General features: G+C 27.9%; 3 protein-coding genes. All 3 read right to left on the bottom strand.

The window, feature by feature from the left end; translation table 4 throughout:
- The 3 genes from EXC45_RS02460 to ftsH all read right to left on the bottom strand — a co-directional run bounded on the left by EXC45_RS02460 (position 1) and on the right by ftsH (position 15,900).
- The gene (locus tag EXC45_RS02460; RefSeq protein ID WP_036434981.1) at positions 1–7,839 is read right to left on the bottom strand and encodes an ABC transporter permease; all 7,839 of its coding nucleotides are present in this window, start codon (positions 7,837–7,839) and stop codon (positions 1–3) included.
- Between the two features lie 275 nt (positions 7,840–8,114).
- Complete coding sequence (locus EXC45_RS02455) at positions 8,115–13,736, bottom strand: GA module-containing protein (protein ID WP_036434978.1); 5,622 nt, start codon at positions 13,734–13,736, stop codon at positions 8,115–8,117.
- A 163-nt stretch (positions 13,737–13,899) separates the two neighbouring features.
- Positions 13,900–15,900 carry an ATP-dependent zinc metalloprotease FtsH gene (gene ftsH, locus EXC45_RS02450; RefSeq protein ID WP_036434976.1) on the bottom strand — a complete coding sequence of 667 codons (2,001 nt, stop codon included), beginning with the start codon at positions 15,898–15,900 and terminating at the stop codon, positions 13,900–13,902.
- Between the last annotated feature and the right edge of the window lie 56 nt (positions 15,901–15,956).

Below are 15,956 nucleotides of genomic sequence, written 5' to 3'. Positions count from 1 at the left end.
TTATTTTCCTTTCAATAAATCAATTGCTTTGATTTTATTAATATTTCTTCAAGAAATAATTGAAGTTACAATAAATACTCCAAAAATAACAGCAAAGGTAATTCCTACACTAAATATTGATAGTGATAGCGGAATAGCAATAGAAGCTGCTGTGGTTAAAAATCCACTAAAGAATGAAATTAATCCGTAAGTTATAGGAATTGATAAAAGAATCGAAATTAGAATAAATGGGACGTAAATACCAAAGAACATCTTAATTTTTTCTTTTTGTGAATATCCTAAAATAGTTCAAATTGCAATATTTTTTTCGTTTTCGTTAATTAAAATGGTTGAAACAATAATTAATATTACCATTGAAACAATAAATGTTAGTAATGTTATAAAAGTTACGATAACTTGAACAGTTTTAGCAATTGTTGTGGTAAATCCAACTTCAATGTCTTTTGAATCCAAGCTTGAAGCTACTGAAACATAAACTAAATTATCATAGATTTCTCCAAATTTTTGAATTGGAACATCAGGTAAGTTACGACCTTTATCATAAACTTCTTTTACTGTTGTATTTGATGGATCAAAAGAAGAATCAATGAATTTAGCGATTTTTTCATCACTTCATCCTCAACGTTTTAATAATCCTTCGGTTGGTAAATTAGGAGCTGTAGTTTTTGAAGCAAACAATGCATCAAAAATGTTTTGTTTTTCAAATAAAGCGGCTGTTTTAATATCAAAACTTTGTAAAGCTCCAGCATAACCTGAATAAGAATACACAGAAGCTGAATTCAATAACTGTTGAGGCACTTTATCTTTAGATAAAATTCCATTAAAAGGTCCGTATTTTGGATTATTGTTTAATGAATCTAATCCAGTAATCATATCAGCAGCTTTTTTAGGAATAATTAACTCATTATTAATAAAGGTTGGGTTAATACCTACAACTTTAAATGTGTAATTTTTATATGTAGGTTTATATTCTTCATTGTTTAATAACGCATTAATTTTTTGGGTATATCTATCGGTAGTATTTAAAACAGGAATAGTTATTTTACTTCCGATTGTTAAATTGTATTTATCTTTAACTACGTTGTTAATAACAAGTGGAATAGCTTCATTTAATGAATGGTTGTTTTTGTCAAATTCATCATTAATATAAGTTAATAAATCTTGTCCTTTGGCGTCAATTAATTTGAGCTGTTGACTGTTTCTTTGGTAACCATATAAACGAATGTTAGTATCTTCATATACAGAATCTACATAAGTATACACTTCATCAGTTTGGTCATTAAAGTATACCCCACCAAAAGATACAAAGTAATCATTAACTTGTCTACCTTGAGAAATTTGGGCATATGCATTAACTAAAAAGTCTCTATATTCGTTTCTAAATCTACCTGTTGAAATAATGTAGTGATCATATTGTTCTTCAAAGTTATTTCATTTTAAGTAGAAGAATTTCCCTTCAATAGGATTTTCAGCATTTGGCACATAATGGAAGAAATCTTTTTTAGACTTGCTAGTTTCTTTAACATCTAAGACATTGTTTTTATCAAACACAACATGACTTTGAGTTTTTTCAAGCATTATTGCCACTTGATCTCTTAATTTATTAATACGAGCCTTTTGTGAATCGGGTAAATTGTTATACACCAATGTTCACGGATCAATTGAAATGGTAGAATCAATTTTTAAATTAACTGAAAATTGAGTAATTACGTGGGCATCAAATTCGCTAGGATTTCCATTTCGATCATCAATATTAATTGCACTTGATTTCCCAACTTTAAAGTAATCGCTTTGAATTTGATTAAACTCTGAAATGTTACCCAAAGGCACATATAAGTTATTTTGCAATTGATTATTAAATGGCATTAACGCTCCACCTTCTGTTGTTGGAGTAAGTAAATCAAACCGGTATGAATAATCTCTATTTTCATAAGTTTTATTGATTGATTTTTCAAAGACTCCTAAGGTTGAGAATTGGAAAATTGTCGCAATTGAAGTTAAGATAATACTAAATCCAAATGCAGCCAATTTTCAGAAACTATTAAAGATTAATGAAGCGGAGAATTTCCCTTTGATATTAACTTTTTTAAATAGTCCTTGATATTTTTGTTGTAAGTTTCCAATTGATAAATCAGCAATTCCACTCATTAAATCAATAGCTTTTCATCTTAAAGAATAAAGAGTTACCACAGCAATAAGAAGTGACATTCCAATCATTGGTAAAATCACTGTCGAAGCAAATGATGTAAGTGAGAATGATAGTGTTTCAATTGGAATAGTTCAATATGCTGAAATAATTTTAATTCCCACAGCTTGATTTAAAAATCCAGCTAAATATCCAGCTGTCCCACCAATTAAAGCGGTAAAGAAAGCAAAAATGGTCATTGACATTGCAATTTGCATTGGAGTGTAACCTTGAGCAACCAAAATTCCAATAACTTTATTTTTATTTGATACATAACGCTTAATAATAAAGATAACTGAGATTGACACAAGGAAAATCATAATAATTGAAAGTTGCAATGAAATGGTAGAAACTGATTTAATAATTTTTTCAATAGCTGAAATTCTTAATGAACGTTCAGGGTTTAATCCATCTAATTCACTATTTAAATATGTTCTTTTAATTCTGTTTGGATCATCAATAGTGTTTTGAATAATATCTTCAATTTTATTTTGTAAAAGTTTAACATTAACATTTTGAGGTTTTTTAACAACAAGATATTCTTTTAAAGCATTTCCTAAGTATGAATATCTAATTCTAGAAAATCCTTTGTCATTTACATATAAAATTCCTTGGTTTTCAACATCTACTTGCAAGTTTGCTTCATCAATAACTGGATATAAATAATCAAATGATCCTTCATCTCCAACAATAATAAATCTTGATCCGTTAATTTCAACTACAAAATCTTTGTCAATTTTTTCAAGTAATGCTTGCATTAAAATTGGATTTTGCGGAATTTCACCGGTGTAAATTTTCTTATTATTTTTTTGTAATCAAGCATAGTTTGCTTTTACAAGAGAAGAGCTACTTTGGCTAAATGTTAAAAAGTTATTTTGAACCACTGGTGCAGTAATTGAGTCCATTGCTCCTAAAATTATGTCAAATAAATTAACTCCAAAAACAGTATAGTGACCATCTAAATAAGCTTGTTGTTTTTTTTGTCAAGTGAAGAAATCATCATCAATGGCAATGGCAAATGTTAAATCATTTTCAATTGTAGATTTGTATACAACTTCAGAAGCAAAATTTTTAATTCATTGGGTGAATTTATCAATAGGTAAGTTTGCTATTTCTTCAAAATTTACTAATTTGTTTTTAACAAAATAAGCTAAATTAGCATTCTCAGATATTGATACATCAACATCATCGGTATTAGTTAAGTATCAAACTAAAGTTTGTGGATAAAAACTAATTAAAAGAGGATAAACAACAGTGTCAGGAATTCCAAGTAAAGATAAAGGAGGGAATGAGTTTGCAAAAATTCTTGAAATACTTTCTTGATTATCTATTACAACTTGATTGTTTAAAAATCCATTAATAAAATTATCTATTACAACTGATTGTAATGCACTATATTTAAGAGCTTGTCCATCTAATGAATTTCCGCCTACATTAAAGTACATATGAGAAGCTGCAATTTGAGAGAAAACCACTGTTCATCCATACTCATTTGCCGCAATCACTTCATAAAACTCACTGTAATTTTTGAATAAATTATCTAAAAGAGGATTCTTGTATCTATTGTTATTTTTTGCAAAGAATAATTCTTGCATTTTTCTTGGATTTGCTAATGATCTAGAAATTCCAAATTTTGTATTTTCATATAAGGCGATATTTTGTGAACTAGGTTTAAACAACTCAAAATCATTAAATGATTGAACAACACTTTCATTATTTGCAATTTCAAGTCATTTATTTAAAAATTCAATCTTACGAGCATGATTTACATTTGGTAAAGAGGTATATAAGTTTCATCATTCTTTAAATAAAATTCATGAATCTTTTGGATATGAATACTGATTTTGATTTGGATTTTTAATTAATTGTTCTAAAAGTTTTTTTGAAAGTGTGTAAAAAAGTTCGGAAGAATGGGATACATCAAAGTTTTTAAAAAAGTAACCTAATGACCCAATGCTCATATTAGTGTGATATTTTAAATTTGAATCATCTAGCACAAGTAAACTAAAGAGTGTATCTCATTTTTGAACAACTTCTTTGAGTTGTTCTTCATTTAAATCAACCTTATCAGCTAATCCTAAATAATCTACGGCAACTTTTCTTTCTTCAAATGAGAGTGAATTGAATTTTAATTCGTTTTGAGTTTTAAGTTTCTTTAACAACTTGTCAATGTTATATAAAGGTAAAGACTCAAGATCGTCAATGTTATTTTGAGTGGTTAATGCATCAATGAAATCAAAAAATCCAAGTTTTTGATCATCAGGAGCTGGTAGGTTTAAATATTTGTTTTCATCAATTTTGATTGAAAAACCTTTATTTGAAAGATTAAACATTTTTACAATTTGATCTTTAAATACAACATCAGAACTAGGTACGCTAAATAAAGATTTGAAAATAGCTAAATTAATATCAATGTTATTAACAGCACCTGCATAATAGTATTTAGTTACTGTTTCATTTTGACCAGTAATGCTATTGATAACAACTGAACTTTGATCAAAAGGTTGTAATTTAATTTGTTTATTTAAAACATTTAAGAATTCTTCTAAATTAAATGAGTTAATAAAGAATTTTAACCCGTTAATTAAATTTACATATTTTGAACTTTCATCATTGTTAGGATCGTTAACTTTAGTTAACAAACTACTTAAAAAAGGCTTAAATTTTGGAATGTAGTTTTGAACAATTGCTTGAATTCCTTTTTCTGAATCAAGTAAAAATTTAATATTAATGTTGTCTAAAAATTTAAATAAAGCATCTTTAAGGGATGATTGATTTGAAGTTTCAAAAAGTCAAATCAAAACTTCTGTAATACTGATTTTTCTTTCTCTTTCAATTCCATCAATTAAAGTTTTTTTATTGTATTGATCATCAAAAAAGACTTTTACTTTATCAGAAAAACTTCTAAAATCAAAACTTGCAACAATATCTCTTAAACTTTGAAGAAATACTTTAGGATCTTTAGATAAATCAATTAAAGTTTGAGGTGCAATAAATTTCGATAAATCAGTGCCGAACACACCTTTTACAAAGGTAAATAAATTATTTAATTGTTCTTTTAAATAACTTTTTTGTTGTTCAAGTGTACCCTGTTCATTTAGAATTTCTATTGATTTCTTTAATATTGAATCAAGAATTTTTGTTAAGTAGTCACCTTTTGGATTATGACTTAAACTATAAACTAAATCCAACATCATTTTAGGAATTACGATCAAATTGATGTTTCCTGAAGAGAAAATTCTAGCAAAATCGTTTTCGTTAATTGCGTAATTAGCTCCTTCAATGATTGCATAAACTTCTTCTTTAGATAAAAATCCTTTTTGAACTAAATCTGATTCATAAAGCATTTTCTGAATATATTCAAGACCTAAAGAAAGAGAGTTTTTGTTTAGAGCTTCTTGAAGAATATCAACTTTAGGACCTCTATAGAAAAATGGAAGTGAAACAATATTTGGGAAATTAGGATCAACTCTACCCCATCCGTTTGGATTAACATAGTTTAATCTTAATATTCACTTATACTGAAGAAATTGTTGGTATAGTTGATCTAAATTTAGAATTCCATTAACATTTTCTGGTAAAGAAGTATTGATTCAATGTGTAAATGCACCATTTTGATCATAAACTGCTTTTAACAATATAAAATCACTTGCGTTCATAAACGCAATTCCGTAAGAGTTAAAATTATTGACTAACGGAGAATTCTCGTCTTCGACATAATCACTTAAACGGTATACCTTCTTACTTGAATAGTTTCTTGATGTATTATTGTTACGATCAACGAATATTACGTTTTCATAATTATAATCAGGAATTAAATACTCTGGGTTAGGACTGATATTGTATCTAGCTTGATTTAAAATTTCTTTTGAAATAAATGAATCAATTTGTTTTGTTTTGAAGAATTTATCAATTGGCAATGATAATTCAGTAATAGCTGTTTTATTTTGGCTTTCATTAATAGGTTTGTCTACATTTAATTCAACGCCATTAATTGTATTTTCATTGTCTCCGATATTAACAAAATTGAAAACGCTTTTTTTACCATTTTCATCTACAGATTCAACAGTTGTGGTTTGTCTTAGTCCAACATTTTCTTTTCCAGTTAAATTGATAATGTCATCTGTAATGCTTTTTTTGGTTATTGATAAAGCACCATCACGAATAGTTTTTACAATGTTTTCTTTATAGAATTTTGAAGTTGTGATTTTGTAGTTTTGAGAATTCATTTTTTCAAAACCTTCAATTTCACTAATTGTTTTTGGTTCTTCTAGTTTGAAATCGCTTAATTTTACTGCAGCAGGTTGCTCAAAATCAGGAGCTAAAACTAATTTAGTATTATTAACTTCATCAATTGATAAGCTTAAATTTAATGAATTAATCAATGTTGGTGTAACATCTGCAATACCAGACTCGTTAAAATAGGTTACATAACGATTAATTTCTTTATCTCAATATGCAAAGCGAGCATATTGTTTTTTTAATTCATTATCATCCCCACTAAAAATGTTTGAAATAAAAGTTTTGTATGAACCTTTTCATTTGTCTTTGTTTTCATCGTCATATGTTGTGGTGTATAGTTTTCTTCTAAAGAAAGTTACTTCATTTTCAACAGCTGCTCATGAAGAAGGTACAAGATATTCCTTGTTTGCTTGAAATGAAAAACTTTTATTTTTATCAATTTGAATATCTTCATTTCCGAACAAATCAAAGTAAGAATAATTATTGTGTAAGTCAATATTATAATACTGCTCTAAAGTGTTTTCGTCTTCATTTGGAAAATCAACCAATATTGGTTCAATAGTTGAATCTTTTACATACACAAATTCACTGTTGGCAATTGGTTTTAATCCGAATAATTTTGCCAATGATTTACCAAATACTTTATAAGCTTGCTCTTGTTCTTCTCAATTTTTTCCTTTAACGAAATCAAAAGTTACTTCATTTGTTTGTAAATTAACAAATAAAGTAGGTAATTGTGAAAAATAGATTTGGTCGCCGCTTTTATCTAATGTTAATAATTCTGAAAGTTTATAATTTTTATCAAGAGTAAAAGAATTGTTTTTATTGGCAAATAATTTAGTTTTGAATTCTTCATAATTATTACCATTTTTTGTAAAAGTATCTAAAGAGTAATTTTGATTAACAACAAAAGATTTTGTTGGATTTTTGTAGTTTAAAATAATTCCTTGCTCTGAAAAGTTTTTATCAGACAAAGCATTATATAGTTTAATAAAATCATTTCTTTTGATGTATTTGTTTGAAAATTCATCATTTGAACCAACAAAAGTTGAAAGATTAATGAAATTATCTTGAATGTTTTCAATTGAAATTATGTTTCTTTGGAGACTGTATTGACCTGAAATGTAATTTATTGGTTTATCATAGTAAATTCCGCCATTAGATTGTGTGAGCCCATTTATGTAATAACCGTTGTTATAAAAACTTCCTGATGAAGGAATATTTAAATCCACAGTTAAATCATGTCCGTTTGAAAGATTTTTGTATTTTTGATACTGAACCTTCATTGATTTACTCATGTCATGGAACAAAGTAAAAATACCAGAAGAAAGAAAAACAAGTATTGTTAATCCTCCTAATGTGGCTTTATTTTTTGTTAACGACCTGAAAACTTCTTTAAATAAATTTCACATCTTTTCCTCTTTTAAATTATTTATAATTTATTTTATAACAAAATTCATAAAATTAAAGTTATAACAATCAGGTAGCAACGCAAAAAAACTCAAAAAAGGCTCTAATTACAATATAAAAGTAAATTTTTACAACACTTTAAAATCTTGAAATAATATTTTTAAAATTTTGAATGTTATTTTGTTTTTAAATAGATTTTACAAATTTTGCTATTTTTAAACCTTTTTAAATTAATAATAAAAACCCGGCGAGTGGATTGTCGGGTTTAAATATTTAATTACTTATTAAATTTTGTTTTCAAAAACTTCTTAATAGATGCATAAACTAATGAAATGACACTTAATGAACCAGTGGTTAAAATGACGTATCAACCTCAATGTTTTCATCAATAATCATTTGATGTTTCAAGTGAATCTAAATATCCTTTGAGAACTGATTTAATCACATTTGAAGCGTCTGAATCATTTATCGATTTTATTTGTTCATAAATCTTATTTGGAACTTTATTATTGTTTTGAATTGCTTTTTTGATAATATCAAAATAGTTTTTATCATTTAGATCTTTGTCTAATGAATTATACTTATCAAACATACCTTTAGTATTGTTGTTTTGATTTCAGCTACTAAACTGATCTTTATCTAATTTAATTAACGAATCAACAAGTCCTATTTCACTTTCTCCTTGAGCATGAATATTTTTATAATTGCTAATTAAATCTTCAACTAAAGCATTAAGTTTATCATTTGGTGATTCAATTCCATCAATTGGAGAATCTAAAAGTTTTTCTAAAGCGTCTTTTTTGCTTTCGTATTCAGGATTATTTATTGAACTGTTTCTGTAATTTTTTAAAGCATCATTTAAATCAGAGTTTTTCACAATTGAATCAAGCACTTTTTGATACTTATTAGAAAACTCTTGACCAGCTTGATCTTTAAGTTTATCAATAAGATCTTGAGATTGATTTTTGTTTTCTAATGAAGGATTTTCATTTAACCTTTTTAATGAATTAATTACATTTTCTATTAAATCGTTTAATTTATTTGCTGACACATATTCTTGCTGAATTGATTGTGTTTCTTTTGAAGATTCAATATTATTTTTAAAATGATCTTTTTGATCATTGGTTAAATTATCTAAATTATCTACAGCTTTTTTGGTGAGTTCTTTTTCTTTTAAAATAAGCTTATTAATTAATTCTTGCACCTGATTTTCGTTTAAATTGGGATTTTGATAATCTTTAGGTGTTTCATTATTAATTACTAACATCCCATTCATGATAGCATCATCAAAATCATTTTGGTTTTCAGGAGTATTTTCTAGATAAACATTGGTGTTTTTTAATTTAATTGCGTTTTCTAGTTGATTTTTGAGTTCACCCATTTTATCATCTAATGATTTTCCTTGCGCAATTATTGTGCTCATTGGTATATCTTTAGATAAATCTTCACTCACTAATGGATTTGCTTTGATTTGATTGATAAAATGATCTTTTTGTGATTGATTAAGATTTTTATAATTTTGAATATTATCGGCAAATATTTTTTTCTGATTATTAGTGTTTGTTGCGTTGTCAATTATTGTATTTAATAAATTTTCAGTATCTTTTTCATTTGGGTTAACATTATTAATTTCATTTTTGTAGTTTTCTTTTTCTTTTGGTGAAAGATATTCAAGATTATCAATTCCTTTGATAGCATCTTCTTTAGAAAATACATAGTTATTTATTTTGTCTTTATAGTAATCAATAACACGTTTAAGTTCTTCAACTGCTTCAAGTGGGTAATTTGAAGTATTTGGTTTTGTTATTGAGTCTTTTCAATCCTCAATTCCTTCAAGTGTAGGAACTTTTGTATTAGTTCCGTCAGCATTAGTATGAAGCGGGATTAAATCTTTAGCTGCTTGAATTGCTGCATCATATTGATCTTTAAGATTTTGTGGAGCATTAGTGTATTTGTCTCCGGTAGTAAATGAATTATTTGCATCTACACGATCTTTGGTATCTTTCATTGAATCATCAAGAGCATTTGCATCTTCTTCAACTTTTGTGGTTGCAGGCAGATTTGAATTTTGAACTTCCAAAGTGTTTGAATTTTTAATATTATTTTTAACTTGATCTCTTTGTTCTTTATTTAAGTGTGGGTATGTTGTATCTACTTCGGAGATTTTGACAGCTTTTGTAGCATCAGTTGTAGTTGCATTGCTATTGACGTTTTCAATTGTTGATTTAGCATCATTATAAGCATCCTCAACAGGTAATGTTGATTGTTTAAATTCAGCTTTAGCTTGATCTAAATCAGTTTTAAGTTTTGCTTTTTCTTCTTCTGAAAGGTTTTCTTTAACATCAATAGCTTTTTTAGCAGCTTGAATTTTATTATCTAAATCTCTTTCATAATTTAAGAATCCATTATCAGCTTTAATATTATCAACTGAAACTTTAAATTGTTCTGTAGTAGGAGATACAAAGTTTCTGTTTTTAAATTCGTTTAAATCTTGGCGAGCAGTTTCAGGAACTAAAGTCTCATCAACTTTAAATAATTCATCTTGTGTTTTTGTAGTATTAAGTTTGTAATTTGCCCTAATAGTTCCATCTTCATTATTTGGAGTTAATGTTGTATCTGTTGTTGAAACTTTATTGTTTGCTGAAAAAGTGTTATCAAGGACATAATCACTTCCTTGCACTTTACTTGGGAATGTTGATGCTTTTGGATTTTGTGCATTTGAGTAATTTAAATTACTGTTAGCATCATCTTTAAGGGAAGTTAGTCTGTCTCTTTCTGTTTTGAATCCTTCTACCGCTTTATAAAAGACTTTCGATTCAGGTTTTGAACCAGTATCAGGATCTAGATGTTCAGGATTATTATCAATAACTTTATAAGCTACTAAAGTTTTTCCGTTAATATCATCATAACCAATTACGCCTATTATTTGCGGTTGTAAATTTGGATCGTCACTATTTAATTGAATATTATAATTGTCTTTGTTTTTTGAATTTTCATCACTTGGCAACACACTTGAAGAATTATCAAAGGTGATGTCAACACTATTTTCGTTAAAACTGTCTAAATTAGTGTTTTTATTTTGATCTTGAACAAAACCAGAAATTTTTAAAGTTTTTGTATTTTCAGTTTGAATATCATTTAATCCATCTTTAGTTGAATTGATTTTATATGTAACGGTTATTTCACCTGTTTTATCGTCTCTTTTTACAGAATCTACAATAACAGATGCTTTTTTGGATTCATATAATCCGTTTAAAACATCTTTTATTTCTTGATCTGAAACATCAGAAGGTTTTTTAGTGTCTTTATTAGGAAATTCTAAATTATCAGTGTTTACATAAAGATTTTCGTGGTTTGGATCTTCATTTAAAACTTTTTCTAATTTTTCTTTTTCAGTTAAAAAACCAGATACTGTAAATCAGTTAGTTCAGTTAGATAAAATATCTTTGTAACTAGATTCACCCGTTGAATTTAATCTAAATCTTACTTTAATTGTTCCTAAACGGTCGTTTTTGCTATTTGGATCAATTTCAATATCAGAATTATCAATTATTTGATAATTTTTAGCAGCAGTGGTTTGTGTTCGTTGAACATAGTTTGGAAAATCGTCATTTGGACCAACCGTAAATGAATCTCCATTGCTTTGAAAATTAAATTCAAAATTTGAAAAATTAAAATTCTCTTCACTTGGAGTTAAGTTTTTATTGGTGTAATTTATAGATGTAGCTTTTGCAATTTCTGTGTTTAATTCTCTTAGAACATCTTGTCTAGCTCTAAATCCTTGCAAAGTAACAGTTCTTTCATCGCTTTTATCTATGTCACTACTGTCATCAACAAGACCATGATAACTTCATTGATTTTGTGTTCTTAGCTTGTATTTGAAAGTTAAGGTTCCTAATTCCTCATCATATGAAAAGTCAGTTATTAAAGCTTCAGTGGATTGAAAATAAGTATATGTTGATTTATCTGAATAATTTCTATTTTCGTCATAACTATTAGGATCAATGAGTTCTTCTAGTGCATTATCTATTGCAATTTTTGCATCATTTTCAGATGCAAATCTTGGAGAAAATTCTTTCAAAAATTCTTTGTCAAAACTTTTATTTAAAGCACTTGGATAATTTGAATCATTTAAAATGATATTTAATCTTTCTCTTTCGGTTAAAAATGGAGAAATTTCAATTCTTGCGTTTTTACCATTAATACTATCATCAATTGTTGGATCTTGTATTGCAACCGATAAAGGATATCATCAAGGAGTTCAATAATTGTTATTATTAATCTCTTCTACCGGAGGTATTTGATCTTTATGAAAGTTATTTAATAAATGTTCTCTAGCACTAAAAATACTTAGAGGTATTCTTCCGATATGACTTCCTAAGTAATTTTCAGTTTCAGCATATCTATAATGCGGGTAAGTGATTTCAAAAATTGCATTAAGTTCTTTATCATAATAAAATAAATTCCCTGTTCCGTTTTCTAAATCAGCAATATGTATATCTGGATTTATTCTTTTTAAAATTTCTTCAGTATACGGTGTTAAAACTCTGTCATTTATTTTAAAAGTTATATCGTTTCAATCAGCACCTCTTAAATGGTTATCAAAATAAGTGTAAGAAGAAAAATTTTGACTGTTTACGGCTGTTCCTGTTGCTTTTATTGTTCCGTTATTGATTTGATCTCTTATTTGTCTAAGTCGATCTTTTTCTTTTACATAACTTCAAAACAATCTTTCAAAACCTATCTGTCTACTGTTAGTTTCTATATCTGTGTAACCATCTTTAGTTGATTGAAGTTTTATGTGAAATCTGTATGTACCGTATTGATCATCTCGATACATTTTTTCATCTGGTTGTAAAATTGCAATAGCATTATGCTGAGAAAAATATTTATTCAATTCTTTTACAACTTCTTCTGGTTGCGCTTCATTTGGTCATTTATTCAAAAGTTCAGCAGAAAAGTTGAAAATATCATTATTTTCGGTTCTAGAAGCTTTGCTATCATCAAATAATTTACGTAATCGTGAATATTCTGTTTGAAAACCGGTGAAGAGCTGAGTACTTGCTACTTCTACTCATTGATTTATGTTGGGGTTGAAAATTTCATATTTTAATTTTAATCTACCATTAGGTCCTGTTTTGTCTTGCACATCTTCAAAAGATTTTACCCTTCCCTTTCAAAGAGAAAAATCTTCAATTGAACTATTAGCGTTTGTAAATTCAAAATGAAAAAGATCGTGAGGAACCTCAGAAGCTAGGTAAGATTTTCTGTCACCAGTAAATGTGATTGTAACTTTAAAACCATTTAATTGCTTTCTCGCATTTAAGAATGAATCCGCTTTTTGCTTTACATCTTCATAATTAGGTACTGAGTTTGTTGAAGAAATTTTTAATTGAGAGTGATTTTTATTTGGGAATTCTGAATCTTCAACATTTTCTAATAATGTTTTTAAGCTATTGTATGCATTTCTAAAAGCTGTTCTTTCAGAACTTGCCGCTCTTGTATAAACATCATTTTTTGAAATTTCATCGTATTTATCAAATACTACAGTGGTTTGTTGTATTAAATTATTAAATTTTAAAGCATTTCTTAAAAGGGTGTCTACTTCATCATTTGTAGTAGCTGAGTCTACTTGCTCTTTAAATTTATCTCTAAGAGCTTTATTTAAATACTCATATGTAGAAATTGCGTCTTTAGCTTGAGTTTTTCTTTGAGCTAAATCTGTACTTGTAAGAATATTCTCAATTGAGGGTTCTTCATCAGTGGTAGATGATGCATTAATATCATTTAATGAATTATTGTTTGCAGATAAAGAAACAACACTTGCAAGTGGTGCTGAAAGCATAAAATTTGAAATTAATATATTTTTAATTGTTTTACTTTTGATTGTTTTTTTCATTTTAACCTCTTACTACTAACTTAATTGGTATATTTAATTATAAAACTTATTAATGTCTCTTTTTGCAATAAATATAGATTTTTAAATAAATTTAGTACAATTCTCTTCTTTTTAGATTTTAGTAAAACACAGCACCTATATGGTGCTGTGCTCATTATTATTTTTATTTGTTTGATGCTTCTTTATTTTCCTCATTACCAACTAGTTCTATTAAATCATCTAATTCAATATTATTTTGATTGCTTTTTTCTTGTTCGCTTTTTTTAGGAGGTAAAGCAAGGTTTTTAGCAATGTATTCTATTTCCTCAGCAATAATAGTTTCTTGTTCAAGTAATAATGTTTTAATTAATTCAAGAAGTTCAAGATTTTCGTTAATAATTTTAGTTGCAATATTTTTGGCTTCAAAGATTATTTTTCTTACCTCTAAATCAATTTCATGACTAACTTGGTTTGAAATACCTCCACCGTTGGCTAAAGTTTTTCCTAAGAAAGGATTTCCTTCCTCGTCGTGATATTTAATAGGTCCTAAATCAGACATACCAAATTCAACAACCATTCTACGAGCAATTGAAGTAGCTTTTTTAATATCATCACTAGCTCCTGTAGTGATATTTTTGCTTCCGTATTTAATTTCTTCAGCTACTCTACCACCCATAAAGCTTGCAATGCTTGCAAGCAATTCTTGTTTGGTGTAATTGTATTTTTCGTTTTCAGGCATCATTAAGTTATATCCACCCGCATTCCCACGAGGGATGATGGTAATTTTTTGAACTTTATTTCCACCTGGCATTTTTAAACCAACAACTGCATGTCCGGCTTCATGGTAAGCAACAAGGGTTAATTCTTCTTTAGTGATAGTTCTTGATTTTTTAGCTGGTCCTGACATAACTCTATCAATTGCTTCATCAATTAATTCAACACTAATAACATTTGTGTTTTCTCTAACTGAAAGCAACACAGCTTCATTAATAACATTTTCAAGTTGAGCACCACTAAATCCAGGTGTTCTTCTTGCTAATTTTTCAAAGTTTATTGAAGAATCAAATCTCTTTCCTTTAGCATGTAATTTTAAGATCTCTTCTCTTTCTTTCACATCAGGAAGTCCGACAGTAATAATTCTGTCAAAACGTCCAGGACGTGTTAAAGCAGGGTCTAAAATATCAGTTCTATTAGTTGCAGCTACAAACAATAATCCTGAATTTTCTTTAATTCCATCCATTTCAACAAGAAGTTGGTTAAGTGTTTGTTCACGTTCGTCATGTCCTCCACCAATACCACTTCCTCTTGTTCTACCAATAGCATCAAGCTCATCAATAAAGATAATAGCTGGAGAATTTTTACGAGCTTCAGCTATAACTTGACGAACTCTTTTAGCCCCCATACCAACAAATAACTCAACAAAGTTAGATGCTGATACAAAGTAAAATGGAACTGAAGCTTCACCTGCGGTTGCTTTAGCAAGTAATGTTTTACCAGTTCCTGGAGGACCTCCGAGTAAAATACCACGAGGCATTCTGGCACCGGCTTCTTCGTATTTTTTAGGATTTTTTAGATAATCTACAATTTCTTTAATCTCTTCAATTGGTTCTTTATTTCCGGCAATGTCAGAGAATTTTTTATCTGATTTAATAAGTTGTGCTGGGCTTTTATCTCCACCAAATGCACTAGATTGTCCAGACATTGAACGATTAAGAGATCTAAATATAAAGAATGAAACAATAAGTATTAATACTCATGGAATCATTGAAATTAAAATTTGTACGAACACATTTTGTTTTGGTGTTGCAACACTTGAATAAGATCCTTTTAAAACTTCTCCAACTTGGAATATTTCTGTTGGTAATGTTGCGTTTACTGAACCTTTAAGAGCTTCTAAATCTCTCAAGTTACCATATGTAATGAATGATGTTTTTTTACCTTCTTCAACAAATACCCCGGTTATTGAGTTTGTAAACGGATTTGTTGTTAAGCTTTCAAAATAAATATTGTCGCTTGTATCTTTTTTAGCATCAAGAATATATTTATTTAAATCAGTAATAGTTTTTGGTACTTCAGCCGAAGTAAGTGAAACTATGTAATAAGCAATTAGACCAATTGCAATTGCTAATAAAACGATAATTAAAGCAATTGTTATGATCTTACGCTTTGTATTAGTATTTTTCAAAACGCCCCCTTTTTTATGTATTTAATATCAATTATAAACTTTTTAATTATTTTTGA

This window comes from Mycoplasmopsis columboralis, assembly GCF_900660675.1.
GTDB classification, from domain to species: Bacteria; Bacillota_I; Bacilli_A; order Mycoplasmatales; family Metamycoplasmataceae; genus Mycoplasmopsis; species Mycoplasmopsis columboralis.
The sequence above is the reverse complement of the archived record's forward strand: the minus strand, read 5'-3'. Positions and strand labels throughout refer to the sequence as shown.